Below are 18,670 nucleotides of genomic sequence, written 5' to 3'. Positions count from 1 at the left end.
ACCTAGAAGAAACGGTATGAATGCTAAGATTAGATCCAAAAAAATTCAACAAATTGTTGTTACGGCAGAACAGATGCGAAATATCGAAGAACGTATCTTTTCTGCCGGGATACCTGTGGCGGCTTTAATGGAAAAAGTTGCCGGAAAAATTACTCACAAGTTACAGACTCTATTCTCAGAAAAATCAATCACTTCGGCTGATAAAATCGGAATATTAGTAGGGCCAGGACATAATGGTGGTGATGGATTAGTGGTAGCGAGGGAACTCTATTTTTTGGGTTATAATATTGTAATTTATAGTCCAATTTCAAAGCCTAAAGAATTAACGGAATCCCATGCCAAATATGCTATTAGTTTGGGAATTAATTTTAGTTCTAACATTAAAGAATTATATGACTGTGATATTCTGATTGATGGGTTATTTGGATTTGGTTTAGAGCGAGAAATTACCGGAGAAATTGCCAATGCTATCAATATAATTAATAATTTGAATAAATTTGTCATTAGCATTGATTTACCATCGGGAATTCATACGGATACAGGGGAAATATTAGGAACAGCAATTAGAGCAAATATTACCCTCTGTTTGGGACTATGGAAACAAGCATTTTTACAAGATACCGGATTAGATTATATTGGCAGAGCAGAACTGATTGATCTTGATATTCCTAGGGCGGATATTAATGCTATCATCGGGGAATATCCTATCCTAAATCGCATCACTCAGGACACGGCAATTAATAGTTTACCTTTGCCCCGTCCCGTGAATTGTCATAAATATAAAAACGGTCATTTATTAATTATAGCAGGTTCCAAACAATATACAGGAGCCGCCATTTTAGCTGGATTAGGAGCCAGAGCAAGCGGTGTGGGAATGCTTTCTATTGCTGTACCCAATTCGATTAAACCCTGGTTAAGTTTGCAACTACCAGAATCCCTAATTATTGGCTGTCCTGAAACGGAAAATGGAGCTATTCTTGAACTTCCAGAAGATATAGATTTAAACCGCTATCAAACTATTGTTTGTGGCCCTGGATTAACAACCGAAGCTCAAGCTATTGTGGAAAGAATATTAACAGCAAATTGTGCAATTATTTTAGATGCGGATGCTTTAAATATTTTGGCTAAATTGAATCCAGTTCTCGCCCTATCTTCTCGTAAATTTCCGACTATTATAACACCCCATTTTGGAGAATTTAAACGGCTATTTCCCGAATTGATAGCATTAGAAAAAAATCAAATAATATTAGCCAAACAAGCCGCCGAATTAACGGGTGCTATTATTGTTTTAAAAGGGGCTAGAACCTGTGTAGCTACTCCGAATCAAGTTTGGATTAATCCTGATAGTACCCCAGCTTTAGGTCGTGGGGGAAGCGGGGATGTTTTAACGGGATTATTAGGAGGGCTTTTACCCCCTATTATTTTAGCGGAAAAACCTGTAGAATTAATAGTTAATACGGCGGTTTGGTGGCATTCCCAAGCCGGGATTTTAGCCGCAACAGAACGCACGGAATTAGGGGTTGATGCCTATACATTAACTCAATATTTAATTCCAGCTTTAACACAGTTCCTAAAAACCATAAATTAAATCAGGAGATAACCATGAAATTACAAGTTTTAGAACATACGATTTTTAAGCTCCATCCGGTTGTAGCCGAAGCTGTTGCTTATAATGAAAAAATATCCGCTTATCGTGATACAATATTTGAAATAGAAAGTTATTCTGAGGCAGAAGATAACCATTTACGGGTTAATTTTCTATCTCCCAAACCCAAAAATATGACAACTTGGTTCGTTCCGGCTCATCAAGTTAAACTATTAGAAACCGATGAAGAATTAACCGTATCCCATTCAGTTTCTTCGGCTTCCTTTGCGGTTTCTAATTCAGAATGGATATGGCCAATGACCGGAACCAGTATGGGTTCCGTAACTGAATTTGGTTATGCTAGAGGTAGACTTCATGCAGGTGTTGATATTGGGGGATATACTCCCGATGAATGTTATGCGGCGAGTGATGGAGTGGTTGATTATATTAAAAATGATCCCAGTGGTGCAGAAGGTCGGGCGATTTATATTAAACGTTCTAATGGTTGGGAGCACGTTTATTTTCATTTACAATCTATTCGGGTTGAAGTGGGTCAAACCATTACCAAAGGTCAATTTATCGGGGTGCGGGGCGGTTCGGGTTTTGGGTATGAAGGGTTAGAAATTGATGGGGGAGGATATTCTATTCATCTACACTTTGAAGTTCATAACCCCGATGGTGAAAAAGTTGATCCCCGTTCTATTTTACCCGATGATAATAGTGTTCCCATTGTGGCTTAAACTAACTTTTGAGCCATGAAATCTAATAAAATCTTTCTATGCAGAGTCCCTATTAATCTAACCATTCCTGCCTTTTCAGAATAACATTCTCCGGCTTGAATATCCTCTGGGGTTAATAATCCCATATCCCAGCCTTCATGTAAGACTAATTGACTCAAATCAACCGTTAAAGGAGCATAAAAAACAATCCGATTAACCAGAGAATCTGGATAGGAATTGAAGGGTAAAAACGCAGGAACATTATAACCAATTTCTTCGAGTAATTCTCGTTTAAAGGCATTTTCTGGGGTTTCTTCGGGTTCTAAATGTCCCCCAAATAATCCCCAAACCCCAGGATGAACAATATTAGGGATATTATCTCGTAACTGCAATAAAAACTTTCCATCTCGATAAAGAATCGCTATAGCAACTTGAATCATAATTATTATTTTGACTGATTATAGATTAGAGAAAGAGAAAGAGAGACGCGCCGTGGCACGTCTCTACGTTGATTCACGGTTAATTTCTTTGAGATAAACATCTCCAATATCTTTTCCTTTCATCTCCTTAATTAAAATACTTTTATATTCTACTTTCCCCTGAATTAATAGGTCTTGTCCGAGGGGTGGTAAAGGTTGAGTGGTAAATACCCAAATTGAACCTGTATCATCTTGGAGTTGATAAGCGCCTGCCCCTAAAAAGGGTGCATGACTTTTGACTTTACCTCTGAGATAAACTTTAGCACCTATTTTGTGTTTTTGTTGTAGCAGTTCAATTTTAGCTGTATTAAAATTAATCCAACTTTCAGAATGTGAAATACTCTGACAACCGACTAATCCGGTCACAAATAGTAATACAATACTAATGTGCCAGGTTTTGGTGAACTTCTGTGGAAATGAAAAGGTCATGGAATCACTGAATATATTAATTAACAAAACAGAGAACGAATTATGGATAATCTATTAGACGGTAAATCTACAGCCAAAAAGATTCAAGCCCAACTGCAAGAACAGGTAGAAATATGGCAAGCTAAAGTTGGACGCCCGCCCGGTTTAGCGGTGATTATGGTAGGAGAGAATCCGGCCAGTGCGGTATATGTTCGTAATAAAGAACAGGCTTGTGCTAAGGTTGGCATCACCTCTTTTGGTCAACATTTCCCCGCAGAAACTAGCCAAGAAAAACTTACCAGTATTATCCATGAACTGAACCAAAATGAACAAGTGGATGGAATTTTAGTTCAGTTACCCCTTCCTGCTAATTTGGACTCCGTTGGGTTACTATATGAAATTGATCCTAAGAAAGATGCTGATGGTTTGCACCCGGAAAACTTAGGACGGTTAGCTAGGGGGGAAAAGGGATTAAGAAGTTGTACCCCGGCCGGAGTGATGCGACTATTTGAGGAATATAATATTGAGTTAAAAGGAAAACACGCCGTTGTTTTGGGTCGCAGTATTTTAGTCGGAAAACCGATGGCTTTGATGTTATTAGAAGCTGATTGTACCGTAACTATTGCCCATTCTAAAACTCAAGATTTAGCTAAAGTTAGCCGGGATGCGGATATTGTAGTGGCGGCTATCGGACGTCCGCAAATGATTACGGCGGATTTTGTTAAACCTGGTGCCATTGTAATTGATGTCGGAATTAATAAAATTACGGATAATAATGGCAAATCTCGCCTAGTCGGGGATGTAGATTTCGACAGTGTTCAACCCATCGCCCAATATATTACCCCAGTTCCCGGCGGTATTGGCCCGATGACCGTGGCGATGTTATTGCAAAATACCTTCTGGAGTTATTTGGAAAAATTTCAGTAGAGGCGTTGTTAACAGTTGACAGTTGACTGTTAACGACCGTAGGGTGGGTATTATCTATTTTACAAATTATGTTTATCTAATAATCTTTGTAACAAACTTTCCGATGCCCAAAAAGATGTCTTTTGAAGATTGTCAATGGCTGTAGATAAGTTGATCAGTTTCATCGTTGCGGCTTGATCTAAAATACCAAGTATTCCTGTAATAGATAAACCTCTATCTATCGCTATACGTCTTGCTTTCATATCATCTAAAATAACTAAATCAGCATTAAGTTGTTGTGCTAAAAGAATCGCTTCACGTTCACCAGGATCAAGTAAATCTATTATCTTGTCAGCAGGTTGAGTAACAGCCTCAATTTTGAGCCAATTAGGTGTATTTATAATCCAATTTCTCACGTTTTCCGGTGCATCTCTAGCTGATAATTCTTGATAAACTGCACAAGGAATAATAATTTGTGAAAATAATTGCGGAAGCAAGTCAATTTGTCCAATTAAAATCAAGTAATTAATGGGCGAAGTATTAGAGATAATAATCATTCCTAAGCTAAAAGATGACGAATCCTTTGAACATCTTGTTCTAAATCATTTTCAGTATAAGGTAAATAAGATTTTTCTTGCTTAAGAAATTCGTAGGTTTCCCAACGAGAAGAAAATTTGAGTATTCGTCTTACTTCAGAAGCACCGATTTGACCTTGACGGTAATAATCGGCGGTGATTAGTTCCAAAATACGCCGAGAAATATTAACAGACTGTAATTTTTCTGCTATTTCATCAGGGAGTTCAAGGGTGATTTGCATAGTGATTTTTGGTATAGTGAAGTTAGAGGCAGGAAGCCCCGTCACAGAGAGTGCGGGGTGCTGAAAAATTCATGATCACTTCTGTGTCACAAGACTCGTAAAATAGTGAAGTTAAGACTTTGCTCCTGAAATCAAGGGAAAAATTAAGTCCCCAGTAGTCGACTTTTGTTAACATTACTCCTATTATAAACAAGCACTCGTCATGGTATTGGTAAGCGAAATTAACTCACCGTTGGAAAACCCTCAGTTTGACTTATCTGCCTATCTGACCCAACGACAGACCCTAGTAGAACAGGCTTTAGATCAGTCTCTCCCCCTAATCTACCCTGAAAAAATCTATGAGTCAATGCGCTATTCTTTGCTGGCTGGAGGAAAGCGTTTGCGACCGATTTTGTGTTTGGCGACCTGTGAGTTGGTCGGTGGGACTGTAGAGATGGCCATGGCTACCGCCTGCGCCCTGGAAATGATTCACACCATGTCCTTGATTCATGATGACCTCCCAGCCATGGATAATGATGATTATCGACGGGGAAAACTGACCAATCATAAGGTGTATGGAGAGGATATTGCGATTTTAGCTGGGGATGGTTTATTGAGTTATGCTTTTGAATTTGTAGCGACTAAAACTCCTAATGTTCCTGCAAATCAAGTTTTACAGGTAATTGCTCGTTTAGGTCGGGCGATGGGGGCTGCGGGCTTAGTTGGAGGCCAGGTGGTGGATTTAGATTCGGAAGGACTCACGGATGTTTCCGAAGAAACCCTAACTTTTATTCATACCCATAAAACTGGGGCTTTATTAGAGGCTTCTGTGGTCTGTGGGGCGATTTTAGCCGGGGCGAAGGAAACGGAAATTGAAGGGTTATCTCGGTATGCGCGTAATATTGGTTTGGCGTTTCAGATTGTGGATGATATTCTCGATATTACCGCAACCCAGGAGGAGTTAGGAAAAACCGCAGGTAAGGATTTAACGGCTAAAAAAGTCACCTATCCCAGTTTATGGGGCATAGATGAATCCCGACGTCAGGCCCAGCAGTTAATTGAAGCGGCAAAAGCCGAATTATCTAACTATGGGGATAAGGCTATTCCTCTGTTAGCGATCGCAGATTTTATCACTAATCGCACTCACTAAAGCTATTGATTTCTATTATATGCAAGACTTTTCTCAAATCCTCAATAACCAAGTGTTATGGGTTGCCCTGTTAGCCTGTATTCTGGCTCAACTTTCTAAATTAGCGGTGGAGCTAGTCCAACATGGCAAAATTAATCTGCGGGTGTTGGTGACAACCGGAGGGATGCCCAGTTCCCATTCCGCTTTTGTCGGTGCTTTAGCAACGGGAGTGGGCAAAACCATGGGGTGGGGAAGTCCTGATTTTGCCATTGCTGTTGTTTTTGCGTTTATTGTGATGTACGATGCGGCTGGAGTCCGTCAAGCGGCAGGAAAACAAGCCCGCATTTTAAACCAAATTATTGATGAAGTCTTTGAAGAACATAAACAATTAAGCGAAGAAAGATTAATTGAATTATTAGGTCATACCCCCTTTCAAGTTATTGTTGGTTTAGGATTAGGGATTGCGATCGCTTCGATTGCTGAGATAACTTGGCCTCTACATTTTATGCCAGTATAGCCAAGGGTCAAGTCTGATTTAACCACAAAGACACGAAGACACAAAGAAGTCGTTAACACCCTTGCTGCTTATTGCTATATTTCTGTAGAAACCTTGAAATACAATATCTATAGCCATTATTTGTCATCTAAGGTTTAACCGTAGGACTAATAACTGTCACCCGGTTACTATCGACTAATATCGGCCAAAAGCCACGATTACTTAATTTATTTAAAGTTGCTGTTGCTTTTTCGGAATCTGTTGTATATTCTACTAATAAATAGGGTCGCTGACCATAGGAAACTAAACCCACATTTTCACCGATTAGGGTTCTTAACTGTTGGACTAATTCCGGCTGATTCAAATAATCCACTAAAACAGCATAACCTGACCCCAAAGATTGAGAATTAGCTGTTGATTCTTTTTTGGGTGTTGGCGGGGTTTCTCGAACAATCGGAGTCTGGCCAAGACTAGAATTCGGACTCGGACGGGGTATGGCTATGACCTCCTGTTTCACCACATAGGCGGGTAACTTAACCTTATCCTGTAGATAGGTAGCCCAATCCTCTGCAATTAAAGGATCACTAAATCCTCCCACCCTAGTCACTAAATTCGTCAAATAGCGACAAACCTCACTATTGATGTCATTGGGTAACGTGCGCTGCACCAATTTTTGTTCCTCGGAAGTGTTACTGACAATCAATAACAGATATTCTCCAGGCTTTGGTGCTGCACAAGTTTCCTGGGCTAAACTGGTTTGGACTGCTAAACCCCAACTGGTAGCCGTGAGCAGACTGGAAACCCAGAGGGCAGATAACCTTTTGACACCACTTTGACGCATAAACAGAAGGTTTGCAAAAAAATTAATTGGGTTTAAAGCTCGTAAGTTCTACTTAGGCTTTTATTGTAGTTATTCTAGTTTAATATATAAAAGAACCAGTTGATCAAAAAGAATGAAAGCCCGGTATCGTTTTCGACTATATCCAACACCTAAGCAAATTTGCTTTTAGTATTTTGTAGTGATTGTATAGCGATCGCGCTTAATCCTTTGAGAGTCATATTTTCACTAATCGCATCATGGGGAATTAAGACATATTTCCAAGATTTGCCCCCATGATTTAGCATATATTCTGAAGCATATTGACACCATTGAACAGCGACATCTTTCTTGGCAAGCACTTGAGGATCGCTTATTTCATTTTTAGCTTTGACTTCAAGCATATAAATAAAGTCTTCTGTTTCAGCAACAAAATCAGGTTGATATTCTGAATAGTCTCTATCCCATTTGTAATAAAGCTGAAACTGTCCTTTTGCGGGTTTAAACCATTTAATGGCATCCCGTTCTAAAATTAGTGCTAATATTCTTTCTGCTTCCGATTGAAATTTCTGTTCTGGATAAAGACATTTTGAGAAGCCTGTAAACAGATATTTAGACATATTGCTTTTATCTGCTGGCGAAGATCGATAATCACGGTAATTATTAGCATTTGTGGTGTAGGCACTATCTTTTAAAGCTGTAAAACCTTTACTAATTTTGACTTCATAACCTGTGGTTTCTTCCCAGAAATATTGTTGCATTTGGCTATGGACAAAATTAGCAATTTCCTTTTGGTAATAGCGTAAAACTTTGTGTGTATCTTCTTCTGATAAATAAGTCATAAAATGATTAACGACTTGACCCGCAAGATCATAAAGTAAATCTGCATTTTCATCATAGGAAATATCATCAAAATTAACTAAATTTTTGACAATATAGTTTTCTAATTGAGATTCTAAAAAGTTTTCTTTTTTTATTTCTAGGTATTCATATTTACCACTAGGTAAAGATTGAATATGTAATTGTCCTTTGGAGGGAACGGGATAATTTAAACCTGTGACATCTAGGGCAAAAGACCTGAAACCTGATCGCACTTCTCCTTTAGGAATAATCAGAATTTTAGGAATATTGATAGTTTTCTCAATGACTAAATCAGTTGTTTTGGCAACAATTGCTTCAATATTTGGAGGTGCTATTACACCCTCAAGTTCCAGTTGTGCGGGTTGATATTCTCTCTCTACGGCTTCACGCACTATTGCTTGAACTTTTGGGGATGCAATATGGGCGGTAGTTGGGACTTCTTCGGGGCGACTTTCAAGCTTTAGGATTTCTTTGTAGGTAAGCTGTGCAATTTCTTCTTCTACAGGTGATTGAAATAGCGATGGTTGAATATTTTGGGGTTCGGTTTCAGGTAAATTATTAGGTAAATTAATTGTTTGTTCGGGCTTAATTCCTAAATCTTGGGAGAGTTGCGATCGTGAAATTACTGTTTCTGTTTTTTGCTGTAAGTCTTCATCTGTGAGGATAATTTGTTGTAATCTGATTTGTGATTCTGGACGTTTGGCTTCATCAACAATTTCTTGAAATTTGTCATGGGCAATAATATTTAGACGATCAACAATTTCTACACCTGTACGCATTCCATAGGGCAAACGTAAGCCCCGTCCGATAGATTGTTCGATCAGAATTTTAGAATTTGCGGCTCTCAATGGTACAATAGTATAAAGGTTAGTAACATCCCAACCTTCCTTGAGCATATTAACATGAATCACGATTTCAGTGGGTTCATCGGGATGCTCAACTTTAAGCAATCTCTCTACCATTTCATCTTCTTGAGCGCCTGTTTTACTCGAATCAACTTGAATCACTTTATCTTTATAATTGCCGTCTGAAAACTCATCGGATTGAATAAATTCTATCAGTTTTGAGGCGTGGCTAGTGTCACGGGCAATCACTAACATAAAAGGTTTAACAATATGTTTTCCTGTTTGAATTGCATAGGCTTTTAACTCGTTTTTAATATTTTCATGGAGATAGATACCGTCTTCTAGTTTGAGACGTTCGATGGCTTCTGGTGACATTGACGCCGGGTTAAAGTCTTTGCGAGTAACAACAGCAGGATCTTTAACAAAACCGTCTTTAATTGCACGTCCGAGGGGATAATCATAGATAACATTTTTGAAATTTTCTGGTTTTTTACTGGTTTCTATAGAGGGAGTTGCAGTTAATTCTAAACCTAATAATGGTTTTAATTCATTAATTGCGCGAACTCCGGCTGAGGCACGATATCGGTGGGATTCATCCATTAAGATTACAAGGTCTTTTAATTGAGATAAATAATCAAAATAGCTTTCCCCAATATATTCGGATAGTCGTTTGATTTTGGGGCTTTTCCCCCCACGCACTTCCGAGTTAATTTTGGAGATATTAAAAATATTAATTTTGCATGAAATTTGATCATCAAAAAGGGTTCTTGCCCGCATTTCATAGTTATCACCTGTGATAATTTCTGGGGAAGCGATCGCAAATTCAGAAATACCCGTAAATACATATTTTGAGGTATTGGGCGTAAAGTCGGTAATTAGTTTGTTATAAATGGTTAGGTTAGGTGCTAGAACAAAAAAGTTTTTGATTTTATATTCTAAATATAAGTAACTAATAAAAGCACCCATAAGTCGAGTTTTACCAACACCTGTGGCTAGGGCAAAACATAAGGATGGAAACTCGCGCTCGAAGTCAGTAAACGTGGGAAATTCCTTTTTAATCGCGGCTAAACTTGTTTCTCGATCTGCGATATTTGGAATATTTAAAAGTTCACAAATACGAGCAAGAATTTCTAATGATTGGCGCTGGGGATGGCGCAGACTCAGACGATTAGCAATGTTATTAACAAGTTGATTCATTGTATGTTATCCAGGTCAAATAGTGTTAGTTGTCCGATTTTTTGGGGTGCTTTTGGCAGGTTTTCAATTTTCAGGCTGTAATCATCATGTCCCCATTCGCAGCGTGAAAGAATTTGTTTAGGAATTTTTTTAACGGTGAGGTTGGGGAATATATCAGTTTTGCCTCGAAAGGCGGTACATAAAACGAGTAAACTGCGTTCTTGTCCTACTTCGTCAGCAAGTTTAGATAGTTGTTCGTGACGAAGATTTTGGGTGGTAACATAGATAAAATCCCGTTCTGTAGAATAGCCATGTTGCCAATAGAAAGTATCTGATGGTGAGTAGGTGAAACCTTCAATTTTGCAGAGTGCTTCGGCTAACATTTCGGCATTATAGGTTTTATTAATAATCCAATTATCCCATTTATCTTTTTCGAGTAGGGAAGGTGCAAGCTGATAGTATCGAAATCCACCGCCACCTTTCCAATTAAATGCTTTACTAATTCCCCCTTGATCTTCGCCATCAATTACTTTTTTAAGTCGGGGAATAATATGGGTATGACAATGTTCGCCAAGTTCAATCATGATCCAGCGTCTTCCCATTTTATGCGCGACTGCGCCTGTTGTTCCTGAACCTGCGAAGGAATCTAATACTAAATCACCTCGATTTGTAGCAATTTCAATAATTCGCTTAATTAATCTCTCTGGTTTCGGCGTGTCAAAAGCATCTTCTTTGCCGAATAATGCGTGAATTTCTTTCTTTGATTCATCCGTATGACCTACTTCTTCATGAGGCCACCAAGTCCAAGGAACTACTCCTTCAACTTCTGATAAATATCGGATAAGATTTGGCTGAGAATTATTATCTTTACCAAAATAGATTTTGTTTTCAGATCTAAGTTTTTCAAATGTACTTTTGGAAAGACCCCAACACCTACCTTCACTTGGTTTAAAAACTTTGCCTCCTGGAGCAATTATTTCGTAAAATTGCTCTTTTGTTGCATGTCCGGCTTGTGCAGTAATAGGAATAGTTCTCCAAGGCCCTCTAGGATCATTATTCGGATTACGATAAACCTTTGCTTGAGCCTCAGTTAGTGAAACTTTATGACGAATCTCTTTAAATTTTGTCGGATTTTTAGCGTAAAGAAGAATATACTCATGGACATCTCCTATTGCCTCTCTATTTTCCCTAGAATATCTTTTTTGCCACACATTAGAAGCGATAAAATTTAAACGTCCAAAAGTCTCATCACACAAAATTTTTAGATAGGCCATTTCATAGTCATCTATTGAAATCCAGATAGAACCTTCATCAGATAACAAATTCCAGAGAATTTCTAGTCTGGCACGAATAAGAGAAAGCCATGTGGAATGTTCTACACTGTCATCATAATGTTCAAAAGCCGATCCCGTATTATAAGGAGGATCAATATATACACATTTAACTTTTCCTGCAAATTCTGACTCTAAAGCCTTGAGAGCCAACAAATTATCCCCAAAAATTAAGCGATTATCAAAAATATCATTTTCACTCATCCGATGAGCAGCATGATAGGATTTATCTGGATCTTCCAGCAAAATTCGTGGCTCCAATTTGGGGCGAATATCCTTACCAATCCAGGTTAATTCTAGTCTCTGCTTTTTAGTCATAATTAATCTTTATCTTAACAGTTAAACTTTAGGAATATTCAGATTTTTAATCTAATTATTCCTGCTATCTAACTCTTGCATTACCCTACTCGTTAAAGGAACAACATCAGTTAAACTCTTAAAAACTGATTGAAATTTTAGGTGAACCTTATTATTTTAAGTTTGAAAGATAAAAGCTGCTTTTGAAGACGAGCCAGAGGGGGAAACTCTCTGGCTTAGTTTAACCTTTGTTCTCCAAAAACCGCAGTTGACAACAATGAAGCAACAGCTTTCATTGTACTGATCAGGGTCAAATATTGGATCAGAATTTTTAAGCGGCCGTTGCTAAAGACCCCAAAGCATCGGGAATACTAGCGGTCGGAGCTTGGAATTGTCCCTGGAATACATACTCTAAACGCAATTTGAACCAGGTGACCACTTGTTTATCTGTGGAAATAATCGCCACCGCAGGTTGAGGACATTTGGCTTTAATCTCAGCCATTTCTGGCGCTTCTAAAAAGGCAGGTTGCTGCACTAACCAAAAATCAATTTCCTTTTCCCGTTCCCGATAGTTGCGTTGGCGTTCGCGCAACACTTCTTCTAAGGGTTCTTCCTCAAGTAAAAACTTGTGACTGCCTAAAACGTAGTAATAAGTCTGCATGGTTAATCGTTGTAAATTCTATCATGGGAAGATTTCTGGGTTAAAGTTGCCCAAAAATCGCTTGTTTCATTTCTCGGACGGCTCGTTCTAAGCCGACGAGAACGGCCCGACTTATTATTGTATGACCAATGTTGAGTTCTTCCATCCCTTCTAAGGCGGCAATGGGATAAACATTCCAATAGGTTAACCCATGTCCGGCATTTACCCGCAGTCCGGCTTCTAAGGCCCGTTGACATCCCTCGGCTAAAATCCCCAGTTCCCTAACCTGGTCTTCCCCTTTAGCTTCTGCATAACATCCCGTATGCAGTTCGATGAATTTAGCCCCTACTTGGGCCGAGGCTGCAATTTGTTCGGGGTTGGCATTGATAAATAAACTCACCGGAATTCCTGCTTCCTGTAGGGTTTTCACCACATCGGTCATCCGAGGAATTTGTCCGGCGATCTCTAACCCCCCTTCGGTGGTAATTTCTTCCCGACGTTCGGGTACTAGAGTTACATAGTCGGGTTTGATGTCCAAAGCGATCGCCACCATTTCATCCGTCGCGGCCATTTCTAAATTTAGATGGGTTCTCACGGTTTGGCGCAATAGTCGCACATCCCGGTCTTGAATATGGCGTCGATCTTCGCGCAAATGCACCGTAATTCCATCAGCCCCCGCTAATTCCGCCAGCACAGCCCCCCCTACGGGATCGGGTTCAACGGTGCGCCGGGCTTGGCGAATCGTGGCTATATGATCAATATTTACTCCCAGTGTCGGCAATTTTTGTTCCTCCTTGTATTTATACCGTCCTTCACCTTGACAAATAATTCCACTGCGTTGAAACTCACACCCATGAAGGGGGACGAGCGTTCATCGAAAAATTGGGTAGAAACCCCGTCGTTCTACGACGGCTTTATATTTTTAATTTAACACATTCACAAAAAGATATACTATAATGTGAGGTATGGAAAAAGCATTCAATTACCGATTTTACCCAAGTCCAGAGCAAGAGTCGCTATTGCGACGCACTTTGGGTTGTGTAAGGTTGGTTTACAACAAGGCTCTCCATGAGAGAACTCAAGGATGGTACGAGAGGCAAGAAAAAATTGGATATAACCAAACATCCTCTATGCTAACAGCATGGAAAAAACAAGAAGACTTGGATTTTCTTAATCAAGTTAGCTGTGTACCAATACAACAAGGGTTGAGACATCTTCAATCGGCATTTGCTAATTTCTTTGCAGGAAGGGCAAAATATCCCAACTTCAAGAAAAAAAGGAATGGTGGTAGTGCTGAATTTACAAAGTCGGCATTTAAGTTTAAAGATGGAAAAATCTACCTGGCGAAAAGTGTTGAACCTTTAGATATTCGATGGTCTAGGCAGATTCCAAAAGGATGTGAGCCGTCCTCTGTAACCGTTAAGTTACATCCTTCTGGTCGTTGGCATATATCTATTAGATTTGATGACCCGACTATTAAACCTTTACCTGTTATTGATCAAGCGATAGGAATTGATTTAGGAATTAGTAGCCTATTAGTTACCAGCGATGGGGATAAGGTATCTAATCCTAAACATCTCAAAAAATCCTATCGTCAGTTACGTCAAGCGCAAAAAAGTCTTTCTCGAAAACAGAAAGGGTCAAAGAATCGGGAAAAAGCCAGAATTAAAGTAGCTAGAATTCACGCAAAAATTACCGATACCAGAACAGACCATATACACAAGCTAACAACTCAATTAGTTCGTGAAAACCAAACGATTGTGGTTGAGGATTTAGCTGTAAAAAACCTGGTCAAAAACCGAAAACTTGCACAATCTATATCAGATGCAAGTTGGGGTGAAATCACTCGACAATTAGCCTATAAATGCCGTTGGTATGGGAGAACCTACATCGAAATAGATAGGTGGTTTCCTAGTTCAAAACGGTGTAGTAATTGTGGATATATTGTGGAAAAAATGCCGTTAAAGATACGAGAATGGGAGTGTCCAAACTGTGGGACTCACCATGACCGAGATCTTAACGCCAGTAAAAATATTTTGGCGGCAGGGCTTGCCGTGTTAGTCTGTGGAGCGAGTGTAAGACCCGAACAGAGTAAATCTGTGAAGGCAACTGCTAAGAAGCAGAAACCTAAATTGTGAAGTTTAGGAATCACCGTCAGTTTTACGGCGGTGAGGATGTCAATTTAACAATATTTAACCCGTAGATTTCTATTGCCCTATTGTTTCAGCTTAGAGCGAACAAATTCTGTCAATAGACTTGACAACAAAGCTCTCTACCATTGATAACAGACAATCAAAGACAGATTTTTAACCCATGACAATGGACAATCGACAAAAAAGAATCGCAATATTTGATAGTGGTGTGGGGGGATTAACGGTTTTAAGGGAACTGTACCGTCAACTGCCCAATGAATCCGTTCTTTACTTTGGAGATACGGCGCACTTGCCCTATGGAACCCGTTCAAAAGAGGAAATCTTGCAGTTTGTCCGCCCAATTATTCTTTGGGCAATGCAACAGGACGCCAAAATGGTTCTCATGGCCTGTAACACCAGTTCCGCCCTGGCTTTAGAAACGGTTCAAGATGAATTTGATATACCGATGCTAGGACTGATTCTTCCGGGTGCTCAAGCCTCAGTGCGACAAGGAAAACGGATTGGAGTGATTGCCACCCCCGCCACAGCCGCTAGTAATGCCTACCGCCATGCGATTCAAGAAACCGATCCATCGGTTCAAGTCTGGCAAGTAGGGTGTCCAGAATTTGTTCCCCTCATTGAACAAAACCGAATTCATGACCCTTACACCTATCAAGTGGCACGGGAATATTTAACCCCGTTAATTCAGCAGCAAATTGATACTCTGATTTATGGTTGTACCCATTATCCCCATTTAGCCCCAGTGTTGCGCTCAATCCTTCCGGCTCAGGTTCAGTTGGTTGACCCGGCGGTTTCTTTAGTTAAAGCTACTGTTAAGGAGTTAGAACTGTTAGGAATGCGGAATACCCAGCCCCCCAAACCAACGCGGTTTTGTGTGAGTGGCTGCCCTCAACAGTTTGCTGATCTTTCGGTGCAGTGGTTGGGATTCACTCCCGCAGTAGAAGCCACTACCCTACCCGCAATGGAACCCCTCACCGTCAGTAATCAGTAATTAATCAGTGTAGAGACACGCCATGGCACGCCCAAACTGTACTTGGTACTCCAAGTCAGTGTGGGTAGTTCACAAGATGTTTGTTGTATACTTAGCAAGGGCTAAGAGTAAATAAATCATCAAAACATAACCCGTGGCCAGAAGCGGGATGATTAAGGGCATATCGTTATAGAACATCATGAGTCAGCCTGAAGAAATAGGAGGAGGAGCAGAGAAGTTTAAGACCCACTACATCAGGTCAACAAGCGATCGCAACTGCCAGAGCTCTTGTGACCCACAAATAAAAAATTCCTACGGGAATTGACACTCTCAGGTCTGAAGACACGCTCGATTCTGCGGACAGAATTAGTTTAATCTAATTCTCGCTACGATTGCCAAATATCGTCTACTGAGTTGATCAAGCTACAAACCTAATCTTCCCGATACTTTTACTCTCAAATCAAGACACTTTCAGAATCCATCACTAAGCCAAATCGCGGTACGCTCACTATCCTGCCTTTACTTGCTCTTTCTTGTCATACTGCCATTAGAATTAAATCTAACCGTTGTTTCGCGGGAGCCGGGATTTCTCCGATACTAGGATACTTCAACACGCAGATGTTTATTCTTACTTGTGTTTTTTGATTCTATCACATCTTTTTAAGCTCCTCATGGGAATAAATTCCCCTGAGGCGTGTTTCCTCTGGTGGTCTGAAGACACGCTCGTTTCCACACTCCCATCCTTTTCTTATGACCAGAACGGAGTTAGAAGCTTGTCGATAAGTCCTAACGGCTATCCTTAAGCCAATAGATTAAATAGGTGGCGATAGATTCTCCTGAACCCAGTCGCTAGAACCGTTGTCCCTAATGTATAGAATTCTTTAAACTCTTACCCCTAAGATAACATAAAAATTAGAGAATGGTAGCGGTGCACGGAAATTTTTTTCAGAATTTGATCTGCCCACCGCGCCTAAAAAATAGAGTAGGGGAAAGAGGGCGCAAAATCTCCAGAAGCGACGTTTTGCAAGAGTTAAGGGTGGGTACTAAAACCTAGAAATTTTTGAGGATTACCCCTGGCTACGGAGAGTTCCCAAGACAATATTTTAGCAAAAATGCGATCCCCTGAGCCGAAACAGATTAGAATCAGACTATGATATGTAAAATTTTGTTAACTCAACGCCTGAGTTGGCTAATCCATGACATCGCAAACTCTTCTATTTTCGCCAGTTGAAGCAGACCTGCGGCAGTTGACCGATAACTTAAAACAGCTTGTCGGTGCGCGACATCCAATTTTGTATGCCGCCGCAGAACACCTGTTTAGTGTCAAAGGGAAACGGGTACGTCCTGCGATTGTCCTGTTAATTTCCCGAATGACAACGCCCGATCAAAATATTAGCCTGAAGCACCGGAGGTTGGCAGAAATCACAGAAATGATCCATACCGCCAGTCTCGTCCATGATGATGTCGTGGACGATTCTGAAATGCGTCGGGGAGTTCCAACGGTTCATAGTTTATTTAATAACCGAGTTGCGGTATTAGCTGGAGATTTTCTATTTGCTCAATCTTCTTGGTATTTAGCCAATTTGGATAACCTGGAAGTGGTAAAATTATTGTCTCAGGTAATTATGAATTTAGCGGAAGGAGAAATTCAACAGGGTCTTAATCGGTTTGATACAGGATTATCAATTGAAGCCTACTTAGAAAAAAGCTATTATAAAACTGCTTCTTTGATTGCCAATAGTTCTAAAGCGGCTGGTGTTTTGAGTGAAGTTTCTCCGCAACAAACCGAAGATTTATACAACTATGGTCGCCATCTAGGTTTAGCCTTTCAAATTGTTGATGATATTTTGGATTTTACGGGTTTAACCGAGGAATTAGGTAAACCCGCAGCATCCGATCTCAAAAGTGGAAATTTAACCGCACCCACCCTTTATGCTTTAGAAGAAAAACCCCATCTGGAAACGTTAATTGAGCGAGAATTTGCTACGGATGGAGATTTAGAACAGGCTTTAACCTTAATTAAAGATAGCTCAGGGATTCAACGCTCTAGGGAGTTGGCTGCCTATCATGCCCAACAAGCGGTAAAGTATTTGGAATCTTTTCAAACTTGTGAATCTCGACAGGCGTTAATCGGTTTAGCAGATTATGTTTTAAGTCGGCTGTATTAAAAGGAGTTGACAGTTGACAGTTGACTGATGACGGTTAACTGTTAACTAAAAAGACAGTTATTGTTTGCATCCTGAAATCAATTAAGCTACATTTTCAGAAAAGAAAAACACCTTTCCTCCGTAGGCTTGTTGTAGATAATCTTCTTTCAAAACCTGTTGGCGATTTCCCTTAGCAATTACCTCTTGATTGAGTAAAACCAAATCATCAAAATTAACAATAGATTCTCCCAAATCATGGTTAATTACAATCACAATTTTACCCGATGCGGCTAACTCTCGAAATAAACTAAAAATCACCGCTTCGGTTTTTTGATCAATGCCAACAAAGGGTTCATCAAAACAAAAAATATCAGATTCCTGGGCTAAAGATCTAGCTAAAAATACACGCTGTTGTTGACCGCCAGATAGTTGACCAATGGGGCGATGTTTATATTCAACCATTCCCACCCTTTCTAACGCTTGGGTGGCGATGCGACGGCTGACTCCAGAAAAAGGACGCAACCACCCGGTTTTCCGCACTCTCCCCATCATCACAATATCCCAAACCGTTGCCGGATAGTCCCAGTCAATTTGCGATCGCTGGGGAACATAGGCGACCCGTTGACGTTGCTGAATTAGGGGTTTTCCGTCATAGACCACCGCACCAGTCCCCATCGGAATTAACCCTAACATCGCCTTCATTAAGGTACTTTTCCCCGCCCCATTCGGCCCAATAATCCCGGTTAGTCGTCCGGGTTGGATGTTTAGACAGATATCTCGTAACGCTTCCACCCCGCGATAGTTGACGCTGAGGTGTTCGATAGTTAAAACCGGGTTGGGATGGGGGAATTCTATAATATTCATCTGTTTTCTATGCCCTTTTTGGGGATGATGATGTTTATAGTATATCATAAA

The 18,670-nt window shown here is 40.1% G+C and carries 19 protein-coding genes; 9 read left to right on the top strand and 10 right to left on the bottom strand.

Annotation, left to right across the window (positions count from 1 at the left end; translation table 11 throughout):
- Nucleotides 1-16 precede the first annotated feature (16 nt).
- Both NMG86_RS02295 and NMG86_RS02290 read left to right on the top strand, forming a co-directional pair.
- Nucleotides 17-1,588, top strand: a complete 1,572-nt coding sequence (locus NMG86_RS02295; protein WP_026796921.1) for a bifunctional ADP-dependent NAD(P)H-hydrate dehydratase/NAD(P)H-hydrate epimerase — start codon at nt 17-19, stop codon at nt 1,586-1,588.
- A 14-nt stretch (nt 1,589-1,602) separates the two neighbouring features.
- Nucleotides 1,603-2,325, top strand: coding sequence for a M23 family metallopeptidase (locus tag NMG86_RS02290; protein ID WP_026796920.1), 723 nt, complete (start codon nt 1,603-1,605; stop codon nt 2,323-2,325).
- Here the strand turns inward: NMG86_RS02290 and NMG86_RS02285 are convergent.
- Both NMG86_RS02285 and NMG86_RS02280 read right to left on the bottom strand, forming a co-directional pair.
- Nucleotides 2,322-2,744 carry an NUDIX hydrolase gene (locus tag NMG86_RS02285; protein ID WP_026796919.1) on the bottom strand — a complete coding sequence of 141 codons (423 nt, stop codon included), beginning with the start codon at nt 2,742-2,744 and terminating at the stop codon, nt 2,322-2,324. The genes NMG86_RS02290 and NMG86_RS02285 overlap by 4 nt on opposite strands.
- 63 nt (nt 2,745-2,807) lie before the next feature.
- Complete coding sequence (locus NMG86_RS02280; protein ID WP_026788493.1) at nt 2,808-3,212, bottom strand: hypothetical protein; 405 nt, start codon at nt 3,210-3,212, stop codon at nt 2,808-2,810.
- Between the two features lie 42 nt (nt 3,213-3,254).
- On the opposite strand from NMG86_RS02280, the gene folD reads away from it, so the two are divergent.
- On the top strand, nt 3,255-4,118 hold the full coding sequence (gene folD, locus NMG86_RS02275) for a bifunctional methylenetetrahydrofolate dehydrogenase/methenyltetrahydrofolate cyclohydrolase FolD (protein ID WP_026788492.1): 864 nt from the start codon (nt 3,255-3,257) through the stop codon (nt 4,116-4,118).
- Between the two features lie 59 nt (nt 4,119-4,177).
- Here the strand turns inward: folD and NMG86_RS02270 are convergent, their stop codons facing one another.
- Nucleotides 4,178-4,654, bottom strand: a complete 477-nt coding sequence (locus NMG86_RS02270) for a PIN domain-containing protein (RefSeq protein ID WP_026788491.1) — start codon at nt 4,652-4,654, stop codon at nt 4,178-4,180.
- A gap of 2 nt (nt 4,655-4,656) precedes the next feature.
- Nucleotides 4,657-4,914, bottom strand: coding sequence for a UPF0175 family protein (locus NMG86_RS02265; protein ID WP_026788490.1), 258 nt, complete (start codon nt 4,912-4,914; stop codon nt 4,657-4,659).
- Nucleotides 4,915-5,116: 202 nt separating this feature from the next.
- Here NMG86_RS02265 and crtE point away from each other — a divergent pair, with 202 nt between their 5' ends.
- On the top strand, nt 5,117-6,043 hold the full coding sequence (gene crtE, locus NMG86_RS02260; RefSeq protein WP_026788489.1) for a geranylgeranyl diphosphate synthase CrtE: 927 nt from the start codon (nt 5,117-5,119) through the stop codon (nt 6,041-6,043).
- Between the two features lie 19 nt (nt 6,044-6,062).
- On the top strand, nt 6,063-6,539 hold the full coding sequence (locus NMG86_RS02255) for a divergent PAP2 family protein (protein WP_026788488.1): 477 nt from the start codon (nt 6,063-6,065) through the stop codon (nt 6,537-6,539).
- A 127-nt stretch (nt 6,540-6,666) separates the two neighbouring features.
- Here the strand turns inward: NMG86_RS02255 and NMG86_RS02250 are convergent, their stop codons facing one another.
- A complete protein-coding gene (locus tag NMG86_RS02250) occupies nt 6,667-7,359 on the bottom strand; it encodes a hypothetical protein (protein ID WP_043938891.1) in 693 nt (230 codons plus the stop codon).
- 112 nt (nt 7,360-7,471) lie between these two features.
- On the opposite strand from NMG86_RS02250, the gene NMG86_RS02245 reads away from it, so the two are divergent.
- Complete coding sequence (locus tag NMG86_RS02245; RefSeq protein ID WP_141294479.1) at nt 7,472-7,528, top strand: helix-turn-helix domain-containing protein; 57 nt, start codon at nt 7,472-7,474, stop codon at nt 7,526-7,528.
- Here the strand turns inward: NMG86_RS02245 and NMG86_RS02240 are convergent.
- The 4 genes from NMG86_RS02240 to NMG86_RS02225 all read right to left on the bottom strand — a co-directional run bounded on the left by NMG86_RS02240 (nt 7,509) and on the right by NMG86_RS02225 (nt 13,266).
- Entirely contained in the window at nt 7,509-10,238 is a 2,730-nt protein-coding gene (locus NMG86_RS02240; RefSeq protein ID WP_043939651.1) for a DEAD/DEAH box helicase, read from the bottom strand. The two genes, NMG86_RS02245 and NMG86_RS02240, sit on opposite strands and share 20 nt — an antisense overlap.
- Nucleotides 10,235-11,866 (bottom strand): site-specific DNA-methyltransferase, encoded by a 1,632-nt coding sequence (locus NMG86_RS02235; protein WP_026798733.1) that lies wholly within the window; start codon nt 11,864-11,866, stop codon nt 10,235-10,237. The genes NMG86_RS02240 and NMG86_RS02235 overlap by 4 nt, the downstream gene beginning before the upstream one ends.
- A 310-nt stretch (nt 11,867-12,176) precedes the next feature.
- Nucleotides 12,177-12,506: an MgPME-cyclase complex family protein gene (locus NMG86_RS02230; RefSeq protein WP_026794915.1), complete on the bottom strand. Its 330-nt coding sequence runs from the start codon at nt 12,504-12,506 to the stop codon at nt 12,177-12,179.
- 40 nt (nt 12,507-12,546) lie between these two features.
- Nucleotides 12,547-13,266, bottom strand: a complete 720-nt coding sequence (locus NMG86_RS02225; RefSeq protein ID WP_026796917.1) for a pyridoxine 5'-phosphate synthase — start codon at nt 13,264-13,266, stop codon at nt 12,547-12,549.
- A gap of 184 nt (nt 13,267-13,450) precedes the next feature.
- Here NMG86_RS02225 and NMG86_RS02220 point away from each other — a divergent pair, with 184 nt between their 5' ends.
- The 3 genes from NMG86_RS02220 (at nt 13,451) to sds (ending at nt 17,776) form a co-directional block, all read left to right on the top strand.
- Nucleotides 13,451-14,623 (top strand): RNA-guided endonuclease InsQ/TnpB family protein, encoded by a 1,173-nt coding sequence (locus NMG86_RS02220; RefSeq protein WP_026796916.1) that lies wholly within the window; start codon nt 13,451-13,453, stop codon nt 14,621-14,623.
- A 175-nt stretch (nt 14,624-14,798) separates the two neighbouring features.
- Nucleotides 14,799-15,629: a glutamate racemase gene (gene murI / locus NMG86_RS02215; protein ID WP_026796915.1), complete on the top strand. Its 831-nt coding sequence runs from the start codon at nt 14,799-14,801 to the stop codon at nt 15,627-15,629.
- Between the two features lie 1,175 nt (nt 15,630-16,804).
- Entirely contained in the window at nt 16,805-17,776 is a 972-nt protein-coding gene (gene sds, locus NMG86_RS02210) for a solanesyl diphosphate synthase (protein ID WP_026794918.1), read from the top strand.
- Nucleotides 17,777-17,857: 81 nt separating this feature from the next.
- Here sds and NMG86_RS02205 read toward each other — a convergent pair whose 3' ends face one another.
- On the bottom strand, nt 17,858-18,619 hold the full coding sequence (locus tag NMG86_RS02205; protein WP_026796914.1) for a metal ABC transporter ATP-binding protein: 762 nt from the start codon (nt 18,617-18,619) through the stop codon (nt 17,858-17,860).
- Nucleotides 18,620-18,670 lie beyond the last annotated feature (51 nt).

The sequence above is a fragment of the Planktothrix rubescens CCAP 1459/22 genome (assembly GCA_904830895.1).
GTDB classification, from domain to species: domain Bacteria; phylum Cyanobacteriota; class Cyanobacteriia; order Cyanobacteriales; family Microcoleaceae; genus Planktothrix; species Planktothrix agardhii.
The sequence above is the reverse complement of the archived record's forward strand: the minus strand, read 5'-3'. Positions and strand labels throughout refer to the sequence as shown.